This is a genomic window from Pseudomonas sp. 3-2 (assembly GCF_019710535.1).
Classification (GTDB): Bacteria; Pseudomonadota; Gammaproteobacteria; order Pseudomonadales; family Pseudomonadaceae; genus Aquipseudomonas; species Aquipseudomonas pharyngis.
Map to the genome: position 1 here is coordinate 520,743 of NZ_CP081200.1, position 26,798 is coordinate 547,540.

Sequence of the window (26,798 nt, forward strand, 5' to 3'; positions counted from 1 at the left end):
CTTGCGGGTATTGCTGATCAAGACTTCATCGCTGGGCGACGTGATTCACGCGTTGCCGGCGCTGACCGACGCCGCCCGGGCGATTCCCGGGATCAAGTTCGACTGGGTGGTGGAAGAAGGCTTCGCCGAGATTCCGACCTGGCACCCGGCTGTAGGCAAAGTGATTCCGGTGGCGATCCGCCGCTGGCGCAAAAACATCTGGAAAACCATCACCAGCGGCGAATGGAAGCGCTTCAAGCAGTCCGTTCGGGCGAACAAATATGACCTGGTGATCGACGCTCAGGGCTTGCTGAAAAGCGCCTGGCTGACCCGCTATGTCAAAGCCCCGGTGGCCGGTCTCGACAAGGGCTCGGCCCGCGAGCCGATCGCCGCGCGCTTTTATGACCGCAAGCTGGCGGTGGCCCGTGGGCAGCATGCTGTCGAGCGCGTGCGCCAGTTGTTCGCCATTGCTTTGGGTTACGACTTGCCCAAAGGCCTGGGCGATTACGGCCTTAACGTCGAGCGTCTGGTCGAGCTGCCGCGCAAGAATGCCTACGTGGTGTTCCTGCATGGCACCACCTGGGACACCAAACACTGGCCGGAAGCCTACTGGCGCGAGCTCACCGAACGGGTCGGCTACCTCGGCGTCGGGATCAAACTGCCGTGGGGCAATCCGCTGGAGAAGGCCCGGGCCGAGCGCATCGCCGCCGGTTTCAAACACGCCGAAGTGCTGCCGAAGCTGAACCTGGCCGGCGTCGGCAAGGTATTGGCCGGCGCCCAGGCCTGTGTCGCGGTGGACACCGGTCTCGGTCACCTCGCCGCCGCTTTGGATGTGCCGACGATTTCCCTGTTCGGCCCGACCAATCCGGGCCTGACCGGCGCCTACGGCAAGCTGCAGATTCACCTCGGCAGCGATTTCCCGTGCGCGCCGTGCCTGCAAAAGAAATGTACGTATCAACCGACCGCGCAGGATGCCCGTCAGTTTGACCTGAAACGCGAGTGGCCCCTGTGCTTCACGCGTCTGAATCCCGAGCGTGTTGCCAGCCGACTGAGCACGTTGTTGATGGCTGAGGAGCTGCGCTGATGCAATTGGCTTTTGTCCTGTACAAATATTTCCCGTTTGGTGGCTTGCAGCGCGACTTCATGCGCATCGCCCTCGAATGCCAGAAGCGCGGGCACCAGATCCGCGTCTACACCCTGATCTGGGAAGGCGACGTGCCGCCCGGTTTCGAAGTGCTGGTGGCGCCGGTCAAGGCGTTCTTCAATCATCGGCGCAACGAAAAGCTCAGCGCGTGGATGGAGGCGGACCTGGCCAAGCGTCCGGTGGATCGCCTGATCGGCTTCAACAAGATGCCGGGGCTGGACGTCTACTACGCCGCCGACGGCTGCTTCGAAGACAAGGCGCAGAACCTGCGCCATTCGCTGTATCGCCGCTGGGGCCGTTATCGCCACTTCGCCGAATACGAGCGCGCGGTGTTCGCCAAGGATGCGAAGACCGAAGTGCTGATGATTTCCGAAGTGCAGCAGCCGCTGTTCATCAAGTATTACGACACACCGCTGGAGCGCTTCCACCTGCTGCCGCCGGGCATCGCCCAGGATCGTCGCCGTCCGGCGGATGCCGACCGGATTCGCGCCGGTTTCCGCGCCGAATTCAATCTGAAGGACGACGAACTGCTGCTGGTGCAGATCGGTTCCGGATTCAAGACCAAGGGCGTCGATCGCAGCCTGAAAGCGCTGGCCGCACTGCCCGCCGAGCTGAAGAAACGCACCCGGCTGTTTGTAATCGGCCAGGATGACCCCAAATTGTTCCAGATGCAGAGTGCGACGCTGGGCCTGGGCGACAACGTGACGTTCCTCAAGGGGCGCAGCGATATCCCGCGTTTCCTGCTCGGCGCCGATCTGTTGATTCACCCGGCGTACAACGAAAACACCGGTACGGTGCTGCTTGAAGCGCTGGTCGCCGGGTTGCCGGTACTGGTCAGCGCGGTCTGCGGTTATGCCCATTACATCGCCGAGGCCGACGCCGGGCGCGTGCTGGACGAACCGTTCGATCAGGCGCAACTGACGCAATACCTGACCGACATGTTGAACGACGACGCTGCGCGGGCGGCCTGGAGCCGCAACGGTCTGGCCTTCGCCGAGACGGCCGACCTCTACAGCATGCCGCAGCACGCGGCCGATGTGATTCTGGCGGAGCACGCTTAAATGAAGTTGATGCTGGCTGAACCGTTCAAGAGCCTGTGGGCCGGACGCGACCCGTTCGCCGAGGTCGAGGGCTTGCAGGGCGAGGTGTACCGCGAGCTGGAAGCCCGCCGGACGTTGCGCACGGAAGTCGACGGCAATGGCTTTTTCGTCAAGATTCACCGCGGTATCGGTTGGGGCGAGATCTTCAAGAACCTGCTGACTGCCAAGCTGCCGGTGCTCGGCGCGGGCCAGGAATGGAAAGCCATCCAGCGCTTGCAGGAAGTCGGCGTGCCGACCATGACCGCCGTCGCGTACGGCGAGAAGGGCAGCAACCCGGCGGATCAGCATTCGTTCATCGTCACCGAAGAGCTGGCGCCGACCATCAGCCTCGAAGACTTCAGCATCGACTGGGTCAAGCAACCGCCGCAGCCAAGACTCAAGCGAGCGCTGATCGCCGAGGTCGCGCGCATGACCGGCATGATGCACCGCGCCGGGGTCAACCACCGCGACTGCTACATCTGCCACTTTCTGCTGCACACCGACAAACCGGTCACCCCGGAAGATTTCAAACTCTCGGTGATCGACCTGCACCGTGCCCAGACCCGTCCGGCGATCACCCAGCGCTGGCGTAACAAGGATCTGGCGGCGCTGTACTTCTCAGCGCTGGACATCGGCCTGACCCGCCGCGACAAATTGCGCTTCCTCAAAGGCTATTTCCAGCAACCGCTGCGCCAGATCCTGGCTGAAGAAGCGCCGTTGCTGAGCTGGCTCGAAGGCAAGGCCAACAAGCTCTACGCGCGCAAGCAACGTTACGGGGATGCGCTCTGATGGCGGGTTGGAATCTGGAGCCTGAGTACAGTGAACTTGCGCAGTATTTCGGTAGCCTCGAAGCGGTATTCGCCCTTCAGGGCGAGCGCCTGACCCGCGATCCCTTGTCCGAAGTCATTCGCGTGCAGCTCAACGGCGTCAACTATTACGTCAAGCGCTACAGCGGTGCCGGCAAGGGCCTGCGGCGTTATCTGGGCAAGCCCCGGGTGAAGATGGAATGGCAGAACCTCAAGCGCTTCGCCAAGTGGGGCATTCCCACCGCCGAAGTGGTGGCGTGGGGGCTGGAGCGCAACGGCATGGCCTACGATCGCGGGGCGATGATCACTCGTGAACTGCCGCGCACCGAAGACCTGTCGGCACTGGCCGAACGCAACGATCCCAAGCTCAGGGATCGCGCCTGGGTCGATGGGGTCAGCCGGCAACTGGCCGGTTATACGCGTGTGATGCACGACCACCGCTTTACCCATAACGATCTGAAGTGGCGCAACCTGCTGATCGACGATCAGGCGCAGTTGTATCTGATCGACTGCCCGAACGGCGATTTCTGGCGCGGTTTCTGGCTCAAGTACCGGATCACCAAGGATCTGGCCTGCCTCGACAAGGTGGCCAAGTATCACCTGTCGAACACCCAGCGCCTGCGCTTCTACCTGCAATACCGCCAGCGTGACCGGCTGAATGCCGCCGACAAGCAACGGATTCGCCACGTGGTGAGATTTTTCGAGGGACGTGAATGACTGATTTTCTCGCCGAAGAAGACCGTGCACTGCTTGAGCGCCACGGTCTAGGTACTTTTGACGCCCTGTGGGCCAAGCAGCTTGAGGCTGTAGATGAACCCAACACCGCCCGTGGCGGCTGGAGCAGCGTGTTTCGTCTGGAGCTGGAAGGCCAGGGTTACTACCTCAAGCGCCAGAGCAATTACCTGACCCGCACCTTGCATGCGCCGTTCGGCGAACCCAGTTTCGCCCGCGAATTTCGCAATATCAGCCGATATCGCAAACTCGGCATTCCTGCGCTGCAAGCGGCTTTTTTCGGTGAGCGCAAAGTCGACGGCGAAATCCGCGCGATCCTGCTGACGCGCGCGCTGGATGGCTGGAGCGACCTTGAGTCGCTGCTGGCGCGCTGGTCGCAACTCGGTGCAACGCAACAAACGGCGATCCTCAAGGCCTGCGGGCTGCTGGCTCGGCATCTGCACGGCGTACGCCAGGTGCACGGCTGTTTCTATCCCAAGCACATTTTTCTGCGGGCCAACGGTGACGAGTACCAGGCGCAACTGATCGACCTGGAAAAAACCCGACCGTTATTGTTCGGCATGCGTGACCGGATCAAGGACCTGGAGCCGCTGCAACGCCGCGCACCGGAGTGGAGCGACGCGCAATTGCGTGAGTTGCTGGCGGCTTACCTCGATCAGCCCGCCGACAGCTCGCTGCTCGACAGCTGGCTCGCCCGGCTGACCGCACGACGTAGTCACAAGGAGACCCGCTGATGCAGCTGTCCGAGCTGACCGGTGTCGGGCGAACCCCGCCACTGCCACTGTCGGTAGCCCTCGCCGATGCGGCCGGTCCTGCGGACTTGCAATTGTTGAGTCTGTTGCGCGTGTTGCCGGGGCAGCGTTATGTCGGTGCCGGTGTGTGGCGCGGGCGTCCGGTGCTGGCCAAGTTACTGGTCGGCAACAAGGCAGCGCGACATTTTCAGCGTGAACTGGAGGGCGTGAAACTGCTCGCCGCCCAGGGCATGACCACGCCGTTGCTGCTGGCTGATGGTCTGAAGGATGGCGAAGGCGGCTGGTTGCTGTTCGAGTTCCTTGAAGGCGCCGAGAGTCTGGGCGATGCCTGGAGCAAGGTCGAATCCCTGCCGGTGCTGGCCGACGAACAATCGGCGGTGCTGGCCGAAGCGCTCGGCGCCATCGGTCAATTGCACGGCAAAGGCCTGTGGCAGGAAGACCTGCACCTGGACAACCTGCTGCGCCACGGCGGCCAACTTTATCTGATCGACGGCGCCGGTATCCGTGTGGAAACTGCCGGCCAGCCATTGTCCCGGCAAAAAGTGCTGGAAAACCTCGGGGTGTTTTTCGCCCAGTTGCCCAAATCGCTCGAGCCGTTCACCGAAGAATTGCTGGTGTATTACCTGCTGAGCAACAGCGAGCACGCATTGCCGCTGGAAGCCCTGCAAAAACAGATCGACAAGGTGCGCGCCTGGCGCTTGAAGGATTACCTGATCAAGGTCGGTCGTGAATGCACGCTGTTCAGCGTCAAGCGTGGTGCATTTGCTCTGCGGTCGATTCGCCGCGAGGAAGAGTCCGCGATGCTGCCGGTGCTGGAGCAGGCCGATGCCCTGCTCGATCAAGGACATCTGTACAAGACCGGCGGCGCGGCCAGTGTCGGCAAGGTCGAGGTTGCCGGGCGTGCGCTCGTGATCAAACGCTACAACATCAAGAATTTTGCCCATTGGCTCAAGCGCTTCTGGCGTCCGAGCCGTGCCTGGCACTCCTGGCGCGAAGGCAATCGTCTGGCGTTCCTCGGCATCGCCACGCCAAAACCGCTGGCGGTGCTGGAAACCCGGTTTTTCTGGTTGCGCAGCAAGGCTTATCTGATCACCGAGTACCTGGCCGGGCCGGACATCATCGAGCGCTTTGCGCCTTATGTCGAAAGCGGCGCGGCGCCGGAAAACGAGTTGCAGGCACTGGACCGGCTGTTTGCACGGCTGATCGCCGAACGCATCAGCCATGGCGACTTCAAGGGGCACAACCTGTTCTGGCAGGAAGACCGCTGGGCGCTGATCGATCTGGACTCGATGTGTCAGCACGGCTCGCTGGGCAGCTTCGCCCCGGCTTATGCCCGGGACCGTGCGCGGTTCATGCGCAACTGGCCTGAAAGCAGTGCGCTGTATCAGGTGATTGATCAGCGTTTACCCAGGGATGTAGCGGGCACTGCGTGATTGTTTTCGTCAGCGTGTAAGACATTTCTGCTGTTGAAATCGGGTGAGGTTTGTAGCGACAAATCCTTGTGATTTGTCCTACGGCCTTTCCGGAAGCCATGAACTGCCCCTCGCAAAACCCCGATGTTAGTTTGCCCCGACGTTCCCGGAGGGCAAACCTTGAGCATCAAAAACGCTATCACGATCGGCGCATTTTCCCTGGCACTGTCCGGCTGCGGCACCGCCGTCACGGTGTTGCAGGACGACGACGGCGCCACGCGCGGCCTGCGCAAACAGAAGACCTACTGTCAGTCGATTCCGCGCATCTACAGCGGACTCGCCCATGATTTCTGCCTGCTGCACGCGCCGCCCGACCCTACTGGCATTCTGGTGCCGGTCGTCCTGCTCGACCTGACCCTGTCCGGCGTCTTCGACACGGCTTTTCTGCCGTATACGATCTATCGCCAGGCGGTGGACGGGAATATCAGTGTTTATTGGCGATCAAGTCGTGGTTGAGGCTTTTAAATTTTTGCGGCTTCCAGAAAGCGAAAAGCCCCGGTGATCTCACCGAGGCATTAACGTCGACCGGGATCTCCCAGTCCATTTGCAGAAGAGTCTAAGTTGAAGCTTCTGTTGCGTCAACGCACCGGCCGGCCAGTTCCGCTAGAGGTTTGTCGGCGCTTTTAAGCTATAATCCCGCCCTTTAGCTGTCTCTCGCCCGGTGCGAGGGCACATCATTTTTCAAGGCGCATCGCGCCTGAATGCAGACTAAAGAGGCTAGACCCCTGTGGCATTGACGATTCTTGGCCTGTCCGGCGCCCTTAGCCATGATCCTTCAGCAGCCTTGTACATCGACGGCAAGCTGGTCGCGGCGGCCGAGGAAGAGCGCTTCGTGCGCGATAAACATGCAAAGAACCGCATGCCCTACGAATCGGCGAAGTTCTGCCTGGAGCAGGCAGGCATCAAGCCGTCCGACGTTGACGTGGTCGCGATTCCGTTCGCTCCGATCAGCATTTTCGGCAAGGCCCGCTGGCAGTACGCCAAGCGTTACTGGTACGCCCCGGACCGTGCACTCGACGCGATCCTGATGGGCAACCGTCGCTACAAGCGCTATCGCAACAAGATCGTCTGGTGCCTGGAACAACTGGGCTTCGATCCGAAGAAAATCAAGATCGAGCCGGTGGAACACCACCTGGCCCACGCTTCCAGCGCCTACCACTGCTCGGGTTTCAAAGAGAAAACCGCGATCCTCGGCATCGACGGCAAGGGCGAGTACGCCACGACCTTCTTCGGTTATGGCGAGAACGGCAAGATCCACAAGATCAAGGAATTCTTCGATCCGGACTCCCTCGGCGGCCTGTACGGCGCGATCACCGAGTTCCTCGGTTTCGACATGCTCGACGGCGAGTTCAAGGTCATGGGCATGGCGCCGTACGGCGACGCCAGCAAATACGATTTCTCGCGCCTGGCTTCATTCGAAAACGGCGAACTGGTGATCAACACCGACTACGCCAACGTGATCGGCCTGCGTCGCTATAAAGAGAAGGGCAAGGGTTACTACTTCTCGCCGAAGCTGATCGAGTGGCTGGGTCCGAAGCGCGAAGGCGACATCGCCGACGAGCCGTACATCCACTACGCCGCCAGCATTCAGGCGCTGTTCGAAAAAATCGCGCTGCAGATGATCGACTACTATCTGGGTGACGTGCTTAAGGAAACCGGCAAACTGGCCTATGCCGGTGGCTGTGCGTTGAACGTCAAGCTCAACCAGAAAATCATCGCCCGCGACGACGTCAAGGAACTGTTCGTGCAGCCTGCCTCCGGCGATGCCGGCACCGCAGTCGGCGCAGCGGCCTATGTGTCCAACGCCCGTGGCGTGCCGGTCGAGAAGATGGAACACGTCTACCTCGGCCCGTCGTACAGCAACGAAGACGTGATCGCCGCATGTGCCCGTCACGAGAACAAGCCGACCTGGCGCAAGCTCGACAACATGCCGGAGCAGATCGCCAAAATCATGGTCGATGGCAACCCGGTGGCCTGGTTCCAGGGCCGCATGGAGTTCGGTCCGCGCGCGCTGGGCGGTCGTTCGATCATCGGTTGCCCGAGCGTGGCTGGCGTGGCTGACCGCATCAACCACCAGATCAAGTTCCGCGAGCGCTGGAGGCCTTTCTGCCCGTCGATGCTCGACACCGTTGCGCCTCAGATGATCAAGATCGATCACCCGGCGCCGTTCATGACCTTCACCTTCGAAGTGGCTGAAGAGTGGAAGACCCGGGTGCCGGAAGTCGTCCACGAAGACGGCACGTCCCGGGCCCAGGTGCTCAAGCGCGAATACAACCCGCGCTACTATGACATGATGAAGGCGCTGGAAGTGCTGACCGGCAACGGCGTGTCCCTGAACACCTCGCTCAACCGCCGTGGCGAACCGATGATCTGCTCGCCGACCGACGCACTGAACATGTTTTTCGGCTCGGATCTGCAGTACCTGATCATGGAAGACATCCTGGTGGTCAAAGAAGGCGCAAACGCTTATGACACGCTCGGCTGAACGCCATGTGCTGCAGTTCTCCCACGGCTATGATGGCCCGTTCCTGGACTGCGCGCGGCAGTACGCCAGCCTGTTCGCAGGCACCGGTTATCGGGTCACCACGGTCTTTCTGACCGGGGCGGCCGATAGCGAGGTGGCCGCAGCCTGCGCCTCCGATGAAGTGTTGTTCATGGAATACAGCTCCAAGGCCATTCGTGGCCTGAAGCTGGGCGCCATCGGCGATCTGCGCAAGATCGCCGCTTCCCGCAATTTCAGTTTCTGCATCGCCCATCGTTTCAAGCCGATCTACATCGCCTTGCTCGGTACTTCCCTGCCGGTGATTGGCGTGCATCACGCGTTTGGCGATTACCAACGCGGCACGCGCAAACTCTTTGCGCACATTTTCCGCAAGCGTCTGAGCCTGCTCGGCGTGTCCGATGCGGTGCGCGACGACATGCGCCGTTGCCTGCCGAAATGGCCGGCAGCGCGCATCCAGACCCTCTACAACCGCATCGATATCTCCGCGTTGCAGATGAGTCAGGTGTCCGCCCGTGAAGCCCGCGAAACCCTTGGTCTGTCGGCGGATGCCTTCATTGTCGGCAATGTCGGTCGTCTGCACCCGGACAAGGATCAGGTCACGCTGCTGCACGGTTTTGCCGCGGCGCTGCCCGGTCTGCCGGCCAACAGCCAACTGGTGATTCTTGGCGAGGGGCGGCTTGAGGATGAACTCAAGACACTTGCCCGTGAGCTGGGCGTCGGGGATCGGGTGCTGTTTCTCGGCCAGGTGCCGGACGCGCGCAATTACTTCCGGGCGTTCGATGTGTTTGCCCTGAGTTCCGATAATGAGCCGTTCGGCATGGTGCTGCTGGAGGCCATGGCCGCCGGCGTGCCGTTGCTGGCCACGGCGTGCGGCGGGGCGAAGGAAGTGGTCGAAGGCGTCGGGATCCTGTTTCCGCTGGGTGACGCCGAGCATCTGGCCCAAGGCCTGAAACATCTGGCCGGCATGGACGAGCAGCAGCGTCGTCAGTGCGCCGAGATGATGTTCGACCGCCTGCGCGAGCGCTTCTCCGACCGCGCCGTACGCGACACCTTCTGGCATTTGCCGCAAGTTATCGATCTGGCACCGAGGGGCTGATGCTCAACCGATTTCAAGGCTGGCGCGAACGTGGCTGGTCGCCCGTTGACGCCTCAACTTATGCACAGGCCTGGCAACGTTTCGGCGGCAGCGTCGCGACTCATCCCATGGTGGTCGAGCGTCTGGCGAATCTGGCGGGCATCCCCGTGCGTTATCTGGCCTGGGAGCAACAGGGCGAAGTCAAAGCCGCGATCCCGACCTGGGGCCGCGACCTGGCCTTGTCCAAGGACGTGCTCAAGCGCAACGGCAAGAAAGGCCTCTTCGACCTGGGCAACGCCGAGCTGATCCTGCCGGCCGCCGCCGATGCCCAGGCCCCGCTGCGCCATCGTGGGCGCTACCTGTCGGCGCTCAACGAAAACCGCTTCAGCGGCCTCAAGTTGCAGACCGAGCAACTGGCCATGGCCCGTACGCCCGAAGAACTGTCGAAGAAGTTTCGCTACAACCAGCGCCGTGAACTGCGCCTGCTGGAAGAGGCGGGCGGCGTGGTGCGGCCGGTCAGCGACTTCTCCAGTGCCGAACTGGCGGCGATCTACTGCGACCTGTTCCAGCGCCGCTGGGGTTTCCCGGCCACAGGTGCGGCGTGCATGGCCGAAGTCATCGAACTGCTGCGCGAGTTGTTGATCGGCTCGGTGATCTTCCTCAACGACGCGCCGATCGCCATCCAACTGGTGTACCGCGTCGAAGCCCCGGAGTGGATCAGCGTCGAGTACATCAACGGTGGCGTCGACCCTGAAACCCGCGAGTTCAGCCCTGGCAGCGTTCTGAGTTTCCTCAATACGCAATCTGCCTGGGAACATGCCCGGGCCCTGAACAAGCCGCTGCGCTTTTCCTTCGGTCGCGCCGACCGTGAATACAAGGATCGCTGGTGCAATCCTGTGCCGGTCTTCACTGTATGAGTCAACCCATGAGCCGCAAACAGCAACTGCTCAAGCGTCACCGGCGCAATAAACGAATCGGCCTGCTGATCGCACTGATCGTGTTGATCGCCCTTGGCTTGCTGGTGGCCTGGTGGCTGCCGCTGGTGCTGGCGGTCATTGGCTGGATTGCCCATGAGGCGTGGTTCGCCGATCACCTGTTCTATTCGCCGAAAGACGATTACCAATACAGTTTTCCGCCGTTCACCCCGCAGCCAAAAGTGCATTTGAGCGGTGAGCAATTGCGCCTTGACGAGGGCGTGATGCTGGTGGACGACGCCACGCTGATCCTCGCCGTGAAGGTTAAAAGCAGCTTCCTGGGACGCTTCTTTGATCCTCGGGTCGAGTTGGCCGGTGGCCCCCATCCCGACGTGCAGACGTTCGAGCGCGGCGTCAACGGTCTGCGTTATCTGAACCTCAGTGGACAGGCGCAGGCGCTGTCGCAAGGCCAGTTGCGTCTGCGCGGGCGCTTTTGCCGGGTGTTCGGCGAGCCGCTGCTGTGGGCGCTGGAGCAACCGGACTACCGCCAGCAGCGGGTGATGGTGATCGCCCCGCACGCCGACGATGCCGAGCTGGCCGCCTACGGTCTCTACAGCCAGGCCAAAGAAGCCTGGATCGTGACCCTGACCGCTGGCGAGATCGAAGCCGAACACTATCAACAGATGGGCCTGAACAAGGTCGAGGCGGCGCGGCTCAAGGGCCGCTTGCGTGCCTGGGACAGCCTGGCCGTACCGCGCTGGGCCGGTGTGCCGCAGGAACATTGCGTGCAGCTCGGGTATTTCTGCCTGCAACTGGCGGCGATGCAGGCTGCGCCGAATCAGCCCATTGGTTCGCGGGAAGCGGATCTGAGCGACACGCGAATGTTCCGTCAGTTGAATCCGTTTGCCTTGCCCGGCGATGCCGACGGCGCACCGACCTGGAACAATCTGCTGGCCGACCTGCGTGACGTGCTGTCCCGCGCGCGCCCGGATGTGATCGTGTTGCCGCACCCGACGCTGGATCCGCATCCCGATCACATCTGCGCCCAAGAGGCGGTGCTGGAAACCTTGCGCGGCCTCGAATGGCAGCCGACGCTGCTCGGTTACGCCAACCACTTGCACGACAACGACCGATGGCCGATGGGCGACAGCGGGCAGGGCATTGCCCTGCCGCCGACGTTCGATGCGACCCTCGCGATGCAGCCGCTGTGCCTGCCGCTGTCGCTCGAACTGCAGCGGGACAAGGCCATGGCGCTGGGCATGATGCATGACCTGCAGCCACCGGCCCCGTTCAAGCGTCGCCTGCGCCGGTTGTTTCAGCGACTGCTGGCCGGTCGGCGTCCGTCGGTTTATGGCGAGAACGAATTTTTCCGCAAAGCAATCAGACGCCAGGAGTTGTTCTGGGTACTGAAGCAGAGCGAAACAGGGGCGACGGCATCGCACCGGGGAGAGGTATGAGTCAACGCGCAAAGGTGCTGCAGCTGCAGCCCGATTACAACGTCAAATCCCATGATTTCGCCGACCTCGCCGAACAGATCGTCAAGGCGCTGCCGACCGACCGTTACGAAGTGACCGCCGCCTTCCTGCGCGGCAAACCCGGAGCGGGCGAGGCGGTCAGCCGTGCCGACCGTTCGGTGTATTTCGAGTTTTCCGACAAGTCCCTCAAGGGCATGCGCCTGCGGGCGATGTGGCAGCTGTACAAGTTCTGCCGCCTGGAAAAATTCGACGTGGTGATCTGCAACCGCTTCAAACCGGTGAACATGATGCTGACGCTCAACCGCTGGTTGAAGGTGCCGTTGTGCATCGGTATTTCCCACGGCTTCGGCGAGTACGACCGCTTCTACCGTCGTCGCCAGACTCAGCGCCTGATTGATCGGCACTGGCGTTTCGTCGGCGTGTCGCCGGCGGTCAAACAGTACCTGCTGGACTGCGATTGCGGTTTCACTGACCAGAACACGTACGCGATCACCAACGCCATCGACATCGAGCAGGCCGAGGGTTTGCAGCACAGCCGCGAACGCGCGCGCGAAATGCTGGGGATCGACCCGGCGGTGCGCCTGATCGGGGCACTGGGGCGGCTGGTGTCGGTCAAGGGCCACACTTACCTGTTGCAGGCTTTCGCCCAACTCAAAGACAAATACCCGAATACCCAACTGGCAATCATCGGTGCCGGACGCCTGCAGGCGCCGCTGGCGGCCGAGATCGAACAGTTGGGCCTGACTGGCCGGGCGCATCTGCTGGGCTTCAAGGAAAACGCCCTGCAATACGTGCGCGCGTTCGATATCTGGACCATGCCGTCGCTGGCCGAAGGCCTCGGTCTGGCCTTGCTGGAAGGCATGAGCGGGCACCTGCCGGTGATCGCCTCGAACGTGCCGGCCATGCTGCCGCTGATCGAAGGTGCCGGTGGCCTGTCGATCACGCCCAAGGACGTGCCGAGCCTGGTGGCGGCACTGGACACCTACCTCGCGCTGTCGGATGTCGAGCTCAAGGCCAAGGGCGAGCAGGCTTACCGCTACTTGCAGGAACAGCACGACATCGAGGTCTTCCGCCAGGAATACCTGAACCTGATCGACTCCGGCCTGGAGCAGGCCCGCAAGGAACAGCCATGAGCGAAGAAAGAGCCATGAGCGAGTCAGCAGCGATGAGCGATGCGCAACCCCTCGTCACCGTTATCATCGCGTCCTATAACCATGGGCCGTACATCGAGGAAAGCATCCTCAGCGTCATCAACCAGAGCTACCGGAACATCGAGCTGCTGGTGATCGACGACGGTTCGAGGGACGACAGCGTCGAGCGCATCAAGGCCTTGCAGGAAAAGCACGGCTTCGATTTTCGTGTGCAGCAGAACCAGGGCCTGACCAATACGCTCAATGGCGCGATCGCGCGGGCCAAGGGCAGCCTGATCGTGCCGTTCGGTTCCGACGACATCATGTACCCGGACCGGATCGCGACACAGGTCGCCTACATGGACGGCAAGCCGGAAGTGGGCATCTGCGCCGGCAACATCGAGTTGATGGATGCCGACGGCAATCTCTATCCGGAGAAGCGTCAGCGCCGGGACGTGCCGTTCCGGCGCCTGGATTTCGATGACATGTTTCTGGAGCGCAAGCCGTACCCGCCGGCGCCGACCCTGATGATCCGCCGCGAAGCACTGGACAAGGTGGGCGGGTTCGATCCGACGATTCGTCTGGAGGATCTGTACATCGAACTGAAAGTGACCCGCGCCGGGTACTTCATCGATGGGTTGAACGTGGTGATGGCGCGCTATCGCAAGCACGCCACCAACTCCTACAAGAACCACCGTTTCATGATCGAAAACATCCTGCGCACCTACGCGCGGTTCAGCGATCATCCGCTGTACGACGAAGTGCGCTACAAGTCGCTCAATTCGATGTTTCTGAAGACCGCCAACCGCGACCGCAAACTGGCGCGGGAGCTGCTGGCGCAGATTCCTTTCAAGGCCTGGAACAAGAAGACCTGGCGCGGGCTGGGCCGGTTACTGTTTTTGCCGCTGGAAAAAGACTGAGGTCGTTGTCGCTCGCACTCGGCGAGCGACTTTTTCCGCCAGTTGCTTGCACGCAGCCATGGAGCAGATAGGTGCTGTAGCTGATTTCCCTCAGCCAGCGGATGCTGCGTGGTTTCAAGGCACCGAACAAAGTGTTGTCAGAAGCCACGATCACGAAAAACAGCGACAGCAGAAACAGCGGCGGTGACGATGGCCGGCAGAGGCGGCCAGCGTAATGAACGGACTGGTCTGAATCATCAATGAACCCGAGCCGGCGCGTTGCCGGCCAGCACTTGCCTGTGCAGATTCTCTACGGCGGATTTCGACGCTGTTACGGCGTACCCCTGGAGCAGCGCCTCGAGGTGATCCTCGAACAGCCAGCGCTTGTCGACGGTGTAGCGTTGCATGTGGCGCAGATTACGCTGACGCAGTGACAGGCTGAGGGGCGAAGGGTAGATCCGCAGGTCGGCCAGATCGATCAGCCCGAACTCGCCATCCTCCAGCACCAGCACATTGCCCAGGTGCAGTGAGCGGAAATACACGCCTTGCTCATGCAGGCCGGCCATGAATTTGCCGAAACGTTCCACCAGCGCCTGTCGCACGGCTGGCGCGGTGATTCCCTGCAAGACCTGGCGCAGGGTGTGGCCCGGCAGCGGCGTGTAATGCACGGCGCTGCTGCCGTCGTCGAGGCGATACAGGTTCAGCACCTGGGGCGTGGGAATGCCCATTCGGCGCAATTGCTCGCTGTTGACGGCAAACCGCTCGGAATACGGATTGAAACTGCCCGAGGTGTACCAGCGGCGGCGGCGAAACAGCTTGAGAAAGCTGCCATCGGCCAGGCGCAGGACCTTCGGCCCGAGTCCGTCTTCCTCGATGACCTGGGCGCCGTTGCCGAGCTGTTGCAGAGCGGATGCCGAAAGCTTCTGTACCGGCATTGTCAAAAGGCGTCGGGCCCGTTGATTGATGCTCAGGGCTGCAATCAGCGCCAAAGGAATCCACAGCAGGAACCAGTGCTCCTTGGGGCGCGAAATGATCCCGCCACCCTCGGTCAGCCCGGCACCGATGCCGAACACCAGCCAGGTCGAGGCGATGATCAGCAGCGGCTGCACGCGCTGGCGCCAACTGCTCAGCAAGCCCCAGGCCTGAAAAAACAGCCACGGCAGCATGCCGAGGATGCCGACGTAATAAAGCACGCCCAGCGCAAAGCTGTGGGGTTCCTGGAAGTTGTAACCGACACCCGGGTCAATCGCCAGTGTGGCGTTGTAGCCGTGGCCGATCCATGGGTGTTCGGCGATTTTTTCCAGGGCTTGCTGCCAGATTTCGAAACGGTAGGAGTCACCGCGTTCGATGATCATCTTCGAGAACAGCACCGACATGGTTGCGCCGCCGACCGCCAATGTCCCCAGCAGCACCAGCGAGCGACGGTTCCAGCAAATCAGGCTCAGCCACAATGCCGCCATGGTCAGCGCCACCAGCGGGGTGCGCGAGCCGGTTCCGATCACGGCCATGAACATGATCAGCATCGCGGGAATGCTGAGCCAGTACAGCCGGCGATTCTTGCAGGTCATGCTCAGACTGAGCCAATAGGCGCAGAAAAATCCGAACAGATGGGAGCTGAGCAAAGGGTTGTCGAACGCGCCACCACCGATCAGGCGCTCGCCGGGTTCAGAGTGGAGCACGAATGGAATCAGGAAACTGATCGTTGCGACCAGGGCCACCAGCGCGGCGCCGAACAGCAATGGCGAAAGAATGTCGCTGCGGTAACGAACCAGCAGGAAACACCCGGCGAACAGCATCAGGGTATGCAGCGGAGGTTTGAACATGCCGCCTATCGGCTCGCCCTGCGGCCCCCAGCAAAGGCTCAGCAGTGCCCAGGCGGCAAACAGCAGCAACGCAATGAACACCGGCTCACGCAGCATTTCCTTGAGTTCCCGCGGGCGCAGGCACAGTGCAATCAGCGTCGGAATGCTGAACAAGCCGTAAAACAGCTTGTGATGAACACTGCGACCCGGCAGGAAAAACAGCGCGCACAAGAGCAGGAAGTAGCCGACGGGAAGTATCCACAGGCTGATGAAGTCGAAAATTCGATTGGACGTACTGCTGAAGCCGCGAAGTTGCATGCTGAGAGATTCAATCCTGAAGTTGATCGGCCATTTCGATGATGGCTATTTGACGCAGAAAAAGACGCCTAACAATAACAGCCTTTGGCCGATTGCCAGAACCCTGAAGAAGCTGTGCTAAAGTCAGCGTCCTTTTTATCGACTTTCGCGTGATATGACCGACTCCAGTCCCGCCGCAAGCCCTTCGAGCTTGAAAATCTACTTCCGCCTGCTCGGCTACGTCCGGCCGTACATCAGTCTGTTCCTGATCAGCATCGTCGGTTTTCTGATTTTCGCCTCGACCCAGCCGATGCTCGGCTACATCCTCAAGTACTTTGTCGACGGTCTGTCCAATCCCGAGGCGGTGCTGTTCCCCACCGTGCCTTACCTGCGGGATCTGCAACTGTTGCAGGCCGTACCGCTGCTGATCATCCTGATCGCCGCGTGGCAGGGGCTGGGATCCTATCTGGGCAACTATTTCCTGGCCAAGGTTTCGCTGGGCCTGGTGCACGATCTGCGGGTGCAGTTGTTCAACAACTTGCTGGTGCTGCCGAACCGGTATTTCGACAAGCATAACTCCGGTCATCTGATTTCGCGTATCACCTTCAACGTGACGATGGTCACGGGGGCGGCAACAGATGCGATCAAGGTCGTAATCCGTGAAGGCATGACGGTGATCTTCCTGTTCGCCTCCCTGCTGTTCATGAACTGGAAGCTGACGCTGGTGATGGTTGCGATCCTGCCGCTGATCGCCGTGATGGTGCGCACCGCCAGCAAGAAATTCCGCAAGCAGAGCAAGAAAATCCAGCTGGCCATGGGCGACGTGACGCACGTGGCGTCGGAAACCATCCAGGGCTATCGCGTGGTACGCAGCTTTGGCGGCGAAGCCTACGAGGAAAAGCGCTTCCTTGATGCCAGCCAGGGCAATACCGACAAGCAGCTGCGCATGACCCGCACCGGGGCCATCTACACGCCGCTGCTGCAACTGGTGATCTACAGCGCCATGGCGATCCTGATGTTCCTCGTGCTGTACCTTCGCGGCGATGCATCGGCCGGTGACATGGTCGCCTACATCACGCTTGCGGGCCTGCTGCCCAAACCGATCCGTCAGTTGTCCGAAGTCAGTTCGACCATCCAGAAAGGCGTGGCCGGGGCCGAAAGCATTTTCGAGCAACTGGACGTCGAGCCGGAAGTCGATACCGGCACTGTGGAGCGCGACTCGGTCAGCGGTCGCCTCGATGTACGCAACCTGAGCTTCACCTACCCGGGCACCGAGCGGCAGGTGCTCGATGACATCAGTTTCTCGGTCGAGCCGGGGCAAATGGTGGCGCTGGTGGGGCGTTCGGGCAGCGGCAAGTCGACCCTGGCCAACCTGATTCCGCGCTTCTATCACCACGACAAGGGCGAAATCCTGATCGACGGCGTGGAAGTCGAACAGTACAAGCTGCTGAACCTGCGCCGCCATATTGCCCAGGTCACCCAGCATGTCACGCTGTTCAGCGACACCGTAGCCAACAACATCGCCTATGGCGATCTGGCCGGGGCGCCGCGCGAAGACATCGAGAAAGCCGCGCGTGATGCCTACGCGATGGACTTCATTTCTCAGCTGCCTGAAGGCCTGGATACTCAGGTCGGCGAAAACGGCGTGCTGCTTTCCGGCGGCCAGCGCCAGCGTCTGGCGATTGCCCGTGCCTTGCTCAAGAACGCGCCGTTGCTGATTCTCGACGAGGCCACCTCGGCCCTCGACACCGAGTCCGAGCGACACATTCAGGCGGCGCTGGATCAAGTGATGAAGGGCCGCACCACGCTGGTGATCGCTCATCGCCTGTCGACCATCGAGAAGGCCGACCTGATTCTGGTCATGGACCAGGGCCGGATCGTCGAGCGCGGCACCCACGACAACCTGCTGGCACAGAACGGCTACTACGCGCGTCTCAACGCCATGGGTCTCGACGCTCCGGCCGAAGACATCGCCTGATCCGGCCTCGATAACGCCGGGCGCGCAATATGCATCCGGCGTTTTTTCTCGCTGCACCGGTCTGTCGTCGGTTGAGAGCCTCCTTGCTTGAAAAATGCACAAAAAGGCCAGTGGTTTAATCCTGTTGCAGCCGCCGCACAAGCCTTCGCCAACCCTGTGTTAATATCGCGCCCCTGTTCATTTTGTATGTGGGTTGCTCCATGAAGTTGTCCATGCCGCGATTCGATCAAGCCCCTGTCTTGGTGGTCGGCGATGTCATGCTCGACCGTTACTGGCATGGTGGTACCTCACGGATTTCCCCTGAGGCGCCGGTTCCTGTCGTTAAAGTCGAGCAAATCGAAGACCGCCCGGGCGGTGCCGCCAACGTTGCCTTGAACATTGCCGCGCTGGGTGCGCCGGCGTCGCTGGTCGGTGTGACCGGTGACGACGAAGCCGCCGACAGCCTGAGCAACAGCCTCAAGGGTGCGGGCGTGCGAGCCTTGTTCCAGCGCATCGCGCACCAGCCGACCATCGTCAAGCTGCGGGTCATGAGCCGGCACCAGCAATTGCTGCGTATCGACTTCGAAGAACCGTTCGCCACCGACGCCCTGGCCCTTGGCGCGCAGGTCGACGACCTGCTCGAAGGCATCAAGGTGCTGGTGCTGTCCGACTACGGCAAAGGTGCCCTGAAAAACCATCAGGCGCTGATCCAGGCTGCGCGTGCCAAAGGCATTCCGGTGCTGGCCGACCCGAAGGGCAAGGATTTCTCGATCTACCGTGGCGCCAGCCTGATCACCCCGAACCTCAGCGAATTCGAAGCCATCGTCGGCGGTTGCGCCGATGAGCACGAGCTGGTGGCCAAGGGCGCGACGCTGATGCATGACCTGGATCTCGGCGCGCTGCTGGTCACCCGTGGCGAACACGGCATGACCCTGTTGCGTCCGGATCATCCGGCGCTGCATTTGCCTGCGCGGGCCCGTGAAGTGTTCGACGTGACCGGTGCCGGCGACACGGTGATTTCCACCCTGGCGGCCGCGATTGCCGCTGGCGAAGAACTGCCGCACGCGGTAGCGCTGGCCAACCTGGCGGCGGGCATCGTGGTCGGCAAGTTGGGTACGGCGGCGATCAGCGCCCCGGAACTGCGTCGCGCCATTCAGCGTGAAGAAGGTTCCGAGCGCGGTGTGTTGGGCCTGGAGCAGTTGCTGCTCGCGGTGGCCGATGCCCGTGCACACAACGAAAAAATCGTTTTCACCAATGGCTGCTTCGACATCCTGCATGCCGGTCATGTGACCTACCTGGAGCAGGCGCGGGCTCAAGGGGATCGTTTGATTGTCGCGGTCAACGACGATGCTTCGGTCAGCCGTCTCAAGGGGCCTGGCCGTCCGATCAACAGCGTCGACCGGCGCATGGCTGTGCTGGCGGGGCTTGGGGCGGTGGACTGGGTCATCAGTTTCCCTGAAGGCACGCCAGAAAACCTGCTGCGCGAGGTCAAGCCGGACGTGCTGGTCAAGGGCGGGGATTATGGGATTGACCAGGTGGTCGGCGCCGACATCGTGACGGCTTATGGCGGCACCGTGAAAGTGCTGGGACTGGTGGAAAACAGTTCGACGACCGCGATTGTCGAAAAAATCCGCAGTCGTTGATAGATGGATCTTTATCGTTTTCTACTGCGTGTGAACGGATTTTGCCTTGGGGATCTAACCGTTTCCGTTGATGTTGGCAGGTTTGAATCCGCTGCGCTTGCCTGCTTACGTCGTGTGGTCATTTAACCTATGAAAGTCATGCTCCTGGTGATGAACGAACAGCGGGTCATTCTCGACCGGCTCTACGACATCGTGCAGCAGAACTGTGATGAATGCGTCATCTATCGACTCAGCAAACAGCAACAGATGAACCTGGGGCCTTTTTTGGCCTCGGTTGATTACCAGACCTTTGATCGTGTCGTGATCTTCTCCAGAGTCAAGCGCCTGGTCCCGCAGTTGCGGGTGCTCAAGTGCATTCCCGGGCTGGTCTTTCTCGAACACGACGCCTACCAGAACTACATGCCCGCCAGTAAATATCGTGGCGTTTATTCGCGTCTCTACAGGCGCCTGCCGAGTTGCCGGGCGCTGGTATCCGGGGCGGTGGTCGCACGCAAGATGCTTGCTGAAGGCATCGACACGGTGTTCGTCTCCAAGGGTTATGACGAGCAGATGCTGCGCAACACCGGGTCCGAGCGCGACATTCCCATCGGTTTTCTCGGCAGCCTGAAGAGCACCGAGTACGCCCAGCGCAAGGCTCTGCTCGAATCGCTGGCGCAGCGTACCGGTATGCTGGTGACCCGCACCCGCTCCGGCACCGAATACCTGGAAACGCTCAATCGCATCAAGATTTTCGTCAGCGCCGACATCGGCATGAACGAGTTCATGATCAAGAACTACGAGGCCATGGCCTGCGGTTGTGTGCTGCTGGCCTGGAGTCAGGGCGAAGAAGACAAGTTGCTCGGTTTCGAAGACATGCACAACACCGTGTTCTATCGCAGCGAAGACGAGGCGGTGGAAAAGATCAAACTGTTGCAGGGCGATCCGGAGCTGTCGCAGCGTATCGCCAGCAATGGTCAGGCCTTTGCAGAAAGTCGCTATTCCTTCGCCCGTGTCGGCCAGGCCCTCGCCACTGAAATACAGCGCGAGATGCGCCCATGGCAGCCGCCGTCAGCATTCACGCGGTTCTGGGTGAAACTGCGTTTCGGCATGAAGGTGCCGGTCTGAATGAAGGATGAACACATGGCGCTGGATGCGCTCCCCGGCGGTAACCAGTCGGTGCTGGGCGCGTTGCCCGAGCCATTGCGCGAATGCCTGAGCCGCGCGCACCGGGTCGTCCTGATCGCGAATAACCCGGCCATCACGGCGGCGGATTTTCAGGCACTGAATATCAGCGCCAATGACGTCGTCGTCAGTTTCAACACCTGCATCAAGGCGCCGCTGCTCAACGAGCAAAGCTTGAACGTCTTCGTGCATGGCTATAACGCGCCGGACGCCTATTTTTTTGGTCTGCCTTACGGCCCGGACGTGCAACGGTTGTTCGAGCATGCGGGCGAACGTTGTTTCACCATGCTGGTCGGCTGCGCCGCACCGATGTGTCCGTTGCCACGGGTGACCATGTATTGGGATCGCATCCCGCTGCCGCCCCTGTGGAACTATCCGGTCGACCGTCCGGGCGGCAAGCGCTACGTTGGGCCTTCGACCGGTTTCAATACGCTGGTGGTATTAGACTGGTTGCGCGGTCACGCCGGTTATTCCTATCAGCTCATGACCCTGGGGTTTTCCAACGAATCGGGGAAACTGTGGGGTGGGCATGCCTGGGATTACGAGCGCGACTGGCTGCAGCAGTCGGACGTCATTGTGGTGCCTTTGCAACCCCGTCGCTGGTGGCAAAAGCTCTTTCGCCAAAAATAAAAGGTGCTGTTGAGTGTTGAAAATTGCCGTCGCTTTTTTCGGGATCCCGAGAAATTCGCAGATTTGCTTCCCTTCCATTGAACAGAACGTTCTGGCGCAGTTTCCGGCGGGCAGCGACGTACAGTGCTTCTATCATTTGTACAAAATCGATGAAGTACAGAACTTGCGCTCAGGCGAAAAAGGCGAGTTGGCGGCTGACAACTATCAGCCGTTCGAATCGATGATCGGGGCCCTGACTTCGACTGACGGGGTGCTGGAGCGTTGGGATTTCGAGCAGGTCAAAGCGCAGGGCGATACCTGGGCCGATGACTATGCGTCGCTGCGCAACCTGATCTATCAGCTCAATTCACTGCACACCGTGACCAGCATGATCGAAACCTTCAAACCGGATTTCGTCGTGTTCGTGCGCCCGGACATTTTCTTCCACAACCCGCTGCCCGCCTATGTCTTCAATCATCCAGAGGCTCGGAGGCACTCTGCCTACATTCCGGACTGGCAGTGGTGGGGCGGGTTGAACGACCGCTTTGCCATTTGCGGGCGCGATACCTATGTCGCCTATGGCAAGCGGATCGAGCGCATTTTCCAATTCTGCAAAGCGACGGGAAGAAAGCTGCACTCCGAGCGCTTGCTCAAGTACGCGCTACAGCAGACCGGTGCCAAAGTCTGCACGCTACCGACCCAAGCCTCTCGGGTGCGAATCACCGGCGCTTTTGCCGAAGAGTCGTTTTCGCCCAAACGCGGCATGGGCAAGCGTGAAAACCGTTATTTCCATTTCTTCGCGACCTTGCGCACCTGGATCGATCGTCGGCGCTAATCGGCTATTTGCTCGCGCGTTTCTTGCCAATACCAACCAGACGCAGCGCCTTCAGACTCAATTGCTTGAGTCCCGCGCGAGGAGGCTTCGCCGGTTGCAGGCCCTGTTGCACGACCCAATCTTTCCAGCGAATCCGCTCTTCACGCACGACCCAGCCCGTCTGGGTCGCAAAGCTTTCGGCCAGATATAGTCCGCGGGTGCTGGCCGGCAGGAGCTTGTCGCGCTTGAGGGTATACAGCTCGGCCAAGGGCGCGCCGTCCTTGAGCGGCATCAGGTAGAGATCGGGGCGCTTGCGGTCCAGCCGAGCCACCAGTTGATCTCCCTCCAGACGCTCGTCGACGTGGAACAGGCTCAGGGATTTTGCCTCCTTGGGCACGTCCAGCCGCAGGTCGTAGATCAACTGCAGTGACGCGGTCGGCAAGTGCACGTAGGCCCGTGGCCGTTCGAGCAATTGCAGATTGGCGCAGCGCACCGGCCGCGCCGAGCCGGACAACGGCGTCAGGCGAAAGGGCAGGGCCTCGCGATAATGCAGCGCCGATGCGTACGGCGCCGGCAGCCAGGTGTCGTTGAAACGCCCGCCGAGCCAGCCTTCCGGGGTTTCCAGCAGGCACTCCTCGGCGATTTCCTGAATCGCCGTGTGCAGCGGGATATTCAGCTCATGGGCTGGCACGTAGCCGGAAATCAGTTTGAGCACCACGTCGCCGCGATCCTGCCGGCGCTGGCGTACCAGCACCCAGTAATCACGATTCTGCCAGTGCAGGGTCAGGCGCACCGAGACGCCGAGGTTGGCCAGCTCCAGCGCAAAGCGCTCGGCATCGGCCACGCTGACCGGCTTGCGCCGCTGCAGGGTCTGGGTGAAATTCAACGGCATGCCCACGCTCTGGTAGGTCAGGCCTTCCGGCGTGGCTTCGACGAACAGCGGCAGCGTCTTGAAGTTGCTCGGGTTCTTTCTGATGAGCGTACGCGGCATGTCGGCTCCTGCTTAAGGCCGCGAGGCGGCGTCAGTGACCACGAAGGACCTGGGCAACGGTCGCAACGTTGTGGGCGAGGTGCAGCGGATTGATGGTCCCGACAATGGCACTGGCCACGCCGGGCTGGGCGAACAGCAATTCGAAGCTGGCGCGCACCGGGTCCACACCGGGACTCAGGCACACATGACCGCTGGCCAGGGCCTTTTTCACCAGAATGGCTTTGCCGTGGGCAGCAGCATAGTCAATGACCGCCTTCTCGTTTTGTTCGTTCAGATTGTAGGTGACCATCGCGCAGTCGCCTTGCTCCAGTGCTTTGAGGCCACCGTCGACGGTTTTGCCGGAAAAGCCGAAGCCGCGAATCTTGCCCTCGGCCTTCAGCGCCGCGAGGGTTGCGTAGACTTCGCTGTCGTTGAGGATCGCCAGATCGTTGCCATCGGAGTGCACCAGCACCAGGTCGATAAAATCGGTTTCAAGACGTTGCAGACTGCGCTCCACCGACATCCGGGTGTGAGCGGCGCTGAAGTCGTGGCTCGATTGGCCGTCGACAAATTCTTCGCCGACCTTGCTGACGATCACCCAGTCCTGACGCTGGCCACGCAGCAGTGGGCCGAGGCGTTCTTCGCTGCGGCCATAGGCCGGGGCAGTGTCGATCAGGTTGATGCCCAGCTCCCGCGCCTGCTTGAGCAGCATGCGCGCGGCGTCGTCGTCGGGGATCTGGAAGCCGTTGGGATATTTCACACCCTGGTCGCGGCCAAGTTTGACGGTGCCCAGGCCCAGCGGCGAAACCAGCAGCCCGGTGCTGCCCAGCGGGCGATGCAAATCGTGCAGGGTCGGCAGGCTCATGGCAGCAGTTGCTCCCAGGCGGGAACGCCCATCGGTGGTTTTGGCAGCTCGGGCAACGGAGCTGCGTGGCTTGGCTGGATGCCGTCGCGTTCCAGGGAGGCAATCACCCGGTCAGCGAAGTCCGGGGCCAATGCGAGCTTGGTTGGCCATCCGACCAGCAGGCGACCTTCTTCGGCGAGGAACGCGTTGTCCGGACGGGTCAGGCCGGTTTGCAACGGTTCGGCACGATCGACGCGCAGTGTCGCCCATTGCACGGTGCTCAGGTCGATCCAGGGCAGCAGCTGTGCGATTTCCTTTTGTGCAGTGGCGATCTGCTCGGCGGGCTCACGGGCCACGCCTTCGGATTCGGCAATGTCGCCGCCCAGATACCAGACCCACTGACCGTCGGCGGCCGGGTGGGTGGTCACGGTGATGCGCGGCTTGGTGCCGCCACCGAGGCAGTGCGCGTACAGCGGCTTCAGGCCAGGGCCCTTGGCGATGATCATATGCAGCGGCCGGCGTTGCATCGCCGGATGAGTCAGGCCCAAGGCAGTCAGCAGGTCGGCAGTACCGGCGCCGGCGCTGAGGACGATGCGCTGGGCGCGGATCTCGCGGCCATCGACTTTCAGACCGACCAGCACACCGCTTTCCAGTAACGGCTCGATGCCGTGGCCGGCGAGCAGACCGTCACCCGACAAATCCGCCAGACGCTGGATCAGGCTTGGCACGTCGATCACCAGCTCGGCGAGACGGTAGACCTTGCCCTTGAAACGCTTGTCCTGCAGGGCCGGTGGCAGTTGATCGCCCTTGACCTGATCGACCCGGCCACGCACCGCTTTGCTGGCGAAGAAACTGGTGAGGTTGCCGGCCAGGGTGCCCGGCGACCACAGGTAGTGGGCCTCGGACAGCAGGCGCACGCCGGTCAGGTCCAGTTCGCCGTTGCCGGCCAGGGCTTCACGCCAGCGGCGCGGCATATCGGCGATGGCTTCCGAGGCGCCGGTCAGCGCACCGTGCAGCGCGTACTTGGCGCCGCCGTGGATGATGCCCTGGGACTTCACACTCTGCCCGCCGCCGAGGCTGGCACTTTCCACCAGCACGGTCGAGAAACCCTGGCGACGCAGGCGCGCGTTCAGCCAGAGACCGGCGACACCCGCGCCGACAATCAGCACGTCGGTGGAAATTGGAGATGGCATGCAACGACCTCAGTGTTCAAGACGAGGGCGCAGTATACAGACTCGGGGATAAGGGGATTTGTCGATGATCAACAGAGGGGAAGGTGTCGGGCAATGTGGGAGCGGGCTTGCTCGCGAAATCGGTCTATCAGTTAACAACAATGTTGCCTGACACACCGTCTTCGCGAGCAAGCCCGCTCCCACACGGGGTTATGCATTAATCAGTTAATGGCCGGCGGTTTTGGAAAAGAGTTGAATCACCACCACGCCGAGCACGATCAGCGCCATCCCAAGCATTGCCGGGACATCCAGCTTCTGCCCATAGATGAACAGCGCCGCGACACTGACCATCACGATGCCCATGCCGGCCCACACCGCGTAGGCCACGCCCACCGGTACGCTGCGCACCACCAGGGTCAGCATCCAGAACGCAATGGCGTAGCCGACGATGACCAGCAGCAGTGGCAACGGCGTGCTGAAGCCTTTGACGGCTTTCATCGAAACGGTCGCGATCACCTCGGCGCAGATGGCGATGGCCAGATAGACGTAAGCGTTCATGTTCAAGTCCTCGTGTGTAGCGTTGCTTTCTGAGGCGGCATTCTAGTGACTCCCCAGATGGGGTAAAGTCATTACCTATCTGTTTACAAGATGGGTTGGCCTGATGAGCATGCAATGGAATCTGGAGCAGTTGCGGGTGTTTGTCGGCGTTGCCGAGCAGCGCTCGTTTTCCGCCGTGGCACGTCAGCAGCGCAAGGCGCAGTCGGCGATCAGCAGCGCGATTGCCATGCTCGAGGACGACCTCGGTGTCAGCCTGTTCGAGCGTAGCAGCGGCCGCCAGCCGAGTCTTACCGAAGCAGGGGAGGCGTTGCTGGAGGAGGCGCGTGAAGTGTTGCGCCAGTGCGAGCGCCTGAATGGCCGGGCCGTGGCCATGATGCGCGGGCAGGAAGCGCAGCTGCGGGTGGCCCAGGACGAAGCGATGCCCTATCAGGCGCTGGTGGAAAGCTTCGCCGCGCTGGCCGAGCAATTCCCGAGCCTGGAAGTCCAACTGACCAGCGCCGCCCAAGGTGAGGTTTCGCGCAAACTGGTGGAGCGCCGGGCCGATCTCGGGCTGTTGTTCTATCACGATGAAATCCCTGAAGCGCTGGAGCGCCGGGTGCTGGGCAGTGTGGAAATGGTCACGGTCTGCGGCGTCAAGCATCCCTTGGCAGCGCAGGCTTACGTCACCTGCCAGCAACTGGCGCAGCATCGGCAGTTGTTGATGTCGACCCAGACCAGCATTTATCCCGGCAACGAACCGGCCAGTCCGCAGGTGTGGCGTGCCGACAGTTTCTACGTGATGGCCGAATGGCTGGTGCGCGATCTCGGCTGGGCCTGGCTGCCGCGCCACGTGGTGCAATACTCGGCGTATCAGGGATTGATGGTGGAACTGGACAGCGAATGGACGCCGCCGGCATTGGTAGTGGAACTGGTCTGGCGCCGTGATGAACCGCTCGGGCCGGCGGCGCGCTGGCTGGCGGAGCGATTTGCCATACACCTGCGGGCGATCGGCGGCAAAAGCCGATAAACTCC

General features: G+C 61.5%; 24 protein-coding genes and 1 pseudogene. 19 read left to right on the forward strand and 6 right to left on the reverse strand.

Going from position 1 to position 26,798, the window contains the following annotated elements; genetic code table 11:
* Position 1 precedes the first annotated feature (1 nt).
* From waaC to K3819_RS02360, 13 genes are all read left to right on the forward strand, one after another.
* The gene (gene waaC / locus K3819_RS02300) at positions 2 to 1,063 is read left to right on the forward strand and encodes a lipopolysaccharide heptosyltransferase I (RefSeq protein WP_074689605.1); all 1,062 of its coding nucleotides are present in this window, start codon (positions 2 to 4) and stop codon (positions 1,061 to 1,063) included.
* Complete coding sequence (locus tag K3819_RS02305; RefSeq protein ID WP_064593003.1) at positions 1,063 to 2,184, forward strand: glycosyltransferase family 4 protein; 1,122 nt, start codon at positions 1,063 to 1,065, stop codon at positions 2,182 to 2,184. The genes waaC and K3819_RS02305 overlap by 1 nt, the downstream gene beginning before the upstream one ends.
* On the forward strand, positions 2,185 to 2,991 hold the full coding sequence (rfaP, locus tag K3819_RS02310; protein WP_085654401.1) for a lipopolysaccharide core heptose(I) kinase RfaP: 807 nt from the start codon (positions 2,185 to 2,187) through the stop codon (positions 2,989 to 2,991). It begins immediately after the preceding gene.
* Positions 2,991 to 3,725, forward strand: a complete 735-nt coding sequence (locus tag K3819_RS02315; RefSeq protein WP_039766546.1) for a lipopolysaccharide kinase InaA family protein — start codon at positions 2,991 to 2,993, stop codon at positions 3,723 to 3,725. The genes rfaP and K3819_RS02315 overlap by 1 nt, the downstream gene beginning before the upstream one ends.
* Entirely contained in the window at positions 3,722 to 4,474 is a 753-nt protein-coding gene (locus tag K3819_RS02320) for a lipopolysaccharide kinase InaA family protein (RefSeq protein WP_064593014.1), read from the forward strand. The genes K3819_RS02315 and K3819_RS02320 overlap by 4 nt, the downstream gene beginning before the upstream one ends.
* The gene (locus K3819_RS02325; protein WP_221398558.1) at positions 4,474 to 5,925 is read left to right on the forward strand and encodes a lipopolysaccharide kinase InaA family protein; all 1,452 of its coding nucleotides are present in this window, start codon (positions 4,474 to 4,476) and stop codon (positions 5,923 to 5,925) included. Before K3819_RS02320 ends, K3819_RS02325 begins: the two co-directional genes overlap by 1 nt.
* Before the next feature lie 159 nt (positions 5,926 to 6,084).
* Positions 6,085 to 6,420: a YceK/YidQ family lipoprotein gene (locus K3819_RS02330; protein ID WP_221398559.1), complete on the forward strand. Its 336-nt coding sequence runs from the start codon at positions 6,085 to 6,087 to the stop codon at positions 6,418 to 6,420.
* A gap of 271 nt (positions 6,421 to 6,691) precedes the next feature.
* Positions 6,692 to 8,449: a carbamoyltransferase gene (locus tag K3819_RS02335; protein WP_007952261.1), complete on the forward strand. Its 1,758-nt coding sequence runs from the start codon at positions 6,692 to 6,694 to the stop codon at positions 8,447 to 8,449.
* Positions 8,433 to 9,563, forward strand: coding sequence for a glycosyltransferase (locus K3819_RS02340; protein WP_221398560.1), 1,131 nt, complete (start codon positions 8,433 to 8,435; stop codon positions 9,561 to 9,563). Before K3819_RS02335 ends, K3819_RS02340 begins: the two co-directional genes overlap by 17 nt.
* Positions 9,563 to 10,459, forward strand: a complete 897-nt coding sequence (locus K3819_RS02345) for an antimicrobial resistance protein Mig-14 (protein ID WP_085611095.1) — start codon at positions 9,563 to 9,565, stop codon at positions 10,457 to 10,459. The genes K3819_RS02340 and K3819_RS02345 overlap by 1 nt, the downstream gene beginning before the upstream one ends.
* An 8-nt stretch (positions 10,460 to 10,467) precedes the next feature.
* Positions 10,468 to 11,913 (forward strand): PIG-L family deacetylase, encoded by a 1,446-nt coding sequence (locus K3819_RS02350; protein WP_221398561.1) that lies wholly within the window; start codon positions 10,468 to 10,470, stop codon positions 11,911 to 11,913.
* A complete protein-coding gene (locus K3819_RS02355) occupies positions 11,910 to 13,064 on the forward strand; it encodes a glycosyltransferase family 4 protein (RefSeq protein WP_085611093.1) in 1,155 nt (384 codons plus the stop codon). Before K3819_RS02350 ends, K3819_RS02355 begins: the two co-directional genes overlap by 4 nt.
* Positions 13,065 to 13,096: 32 nt before the next feature.
* Entirely contained in the window at positions 13,097 to 13,981 is an 885-nt protein-coding gene (locus K3819_RS02360) for a glycosyltransferase (protein WP_085611240.1), read from the forward strand.
* 49 nt (positions 13,982 to 14,030) lie between these two features.
* Here the strand turns inward: K3819_RS02360 and K3819_RS29350 are convergent.
* Positions 14,031 to 14,159: pseudogene (locus tag K3819_RS29350) on the reverse strand (acyltransferase); the annotation flags it as partial.
* A gap of 58 nt (positions 14,160 to 14,217) precedes the next feature.
* Positions 14,218 to 16,080, reverse strand: coding sequence for a bifunctional O-antigen ligase/aminoglycoside phosphotransferase family protein (locus K3819_RS02365; protein WP_085611091.1), 1,863 nt, complete (start codon positions 16,078 to 16,080; stop codon positions 14,218 to 14,220).
* A gap of 154 nt (positions 16,081 to 16,234) precedes the next feature.
* On the opposite strand from K3819_RS02365, the gene msbA reads away from it, so the two are divergent.
* From msbA to K3819_RS02390, 5 genes are all read left to right on the forward strand, one after another.
* Positions 16,235 to 18,037, forward strand: a complete 1,803-nt coding sequence (gene msbA / locus K3819_RS02370) for a lipid A export permease/ATP-binding protein MsbA (protein ID WP_064593039.1) — start codon at positions 16,235 to 16,237, stop codon at positions 18,035 to 18,037.
* A gap of 200 nt (positions 18,038 to 18,237) precedes the next feature.
* A complete protein-coding gene (gene hldE, locus K3819_RS02375; RefSeq protein ID WP_064593041.1) occupies positions 18,238 to 19,659 on the forward strand; it encodes a bifunctional D-glycero-beta-D-manno-heptose-7-phosphate kinase/D-glycero-beta-D-manno-heptose 1-phosphate adenylyltransferase HldE in 1,422 nt (473 codons plus the stop codon).
* Positions 19,660 to 19,788: 129 nt separating this feature from the next.
* The gene (locus tag K3819_RS02380) at positions 19,789 to 20,763 is read left to right on the forward strand and encodes a glycosyltransferase (protein ID WP_085611090.1); all 975 of its coding nucleotides are present in this window, start codon (positions 19,789 to 19,791) and stop codon (positions 20,761 to 20,763) included.
* A gap of 15 nt (positions 20,764 to 20,778) precedes the next feature.
* Positions 20,779 to 21,450 (forward strand): hypothetical protein, encoded by a 672-nt coding sequence (locus K3819_RS02385; protein ID WP_256575317.1) that lies wholly within the window; start codon positions 20,779 to 20,781, stop codon positions 21,448 to 21,450.
* 13 nt (positions 21,451 to 21,463) lie between these two features.
* Entirely contained in the window at positions 21,464 to 22,264 is an 801-nt protein-coding gene (locus K3819_RS02390) for a hypothetical protein (RefSeq protein ID WP_221398562.1), read from the forward strand.
* Positions 22,265 to 22,268: 4 nt separating this feature from the next.
* On the opposite strand, the gene K3819_RS02395 is transcribed toward K3819_RS02390, so the two are convergent.
* From K3819_RS02395 to K3819_RS02410, 4 genes are all read right to left on the reverse strand, one after another.
* The gene (locus K3819_RS02395) at positions 22,269 to 23,234 is read right to left on the reverse strand and encodes a metal ABC transporter ATPase (RefSeq protein ID WP_085611087.1); all 966 of its coding nucleotides are present in this window, start codon (positions 23,232 to 23,234) and stop codon (positions 22,269 to 22,271) included.
* Positions 23,235 to 23,265: 31 nt separating this feature from the next.
* Entirely contained in the window at positions 23,266 to 24,078 is an 813-nt protein-coding gene (locus K3819_RS02400; protein WP_103386579.1) for an aldo/keto reductase, read from the reverse strand.
* Positions 24,075 to 25,250 (reverse strand): FAD-binding oxidoreductase, encoded by a 1,176-nt coding sequence (locus K3819_RS02405; protein ID WP_085611085.1) that lies wholly within the window; start codon positions 25,248 to 25,250, stop codon positions 24,075 to 24,077. The genes K3819_RS02400 and K3819_RS02405 overlap by 4 nt, the downstream gene beginning before the upstream one ends.
* A 204-nt stretch (positions 25,251 to 25,454) precedes the next feature.
* A complete protein-coding gene (locus tag K3819_RS02410; protein ID WP_085611084.1) occupies positions 25,455 to 25,787 on the reverse strand; it encodes a multidrug efflux SMR transporter in 333 nt (110 codons plus the stop codon).
* 103 nt (positions 25,788 to 25,890) lie between these two features.
* On the opposite strand from K3819_RS02410, the gene K3819_RS02415 reads away from it, so the two are divergent.
* Positions 25,891 to 26,793, forward strand: coding sequence for a LysR family transcriptional regulator (locus tag K3819_RS02415; protein ID WP_085611083.1), 903 nt, complete (start codon positions 25,891 to 25,893; stop codon positions 26,791 to 26,793).
* Positions 26,794 to 26,798 lie beyond the last annotated feature (5 nt).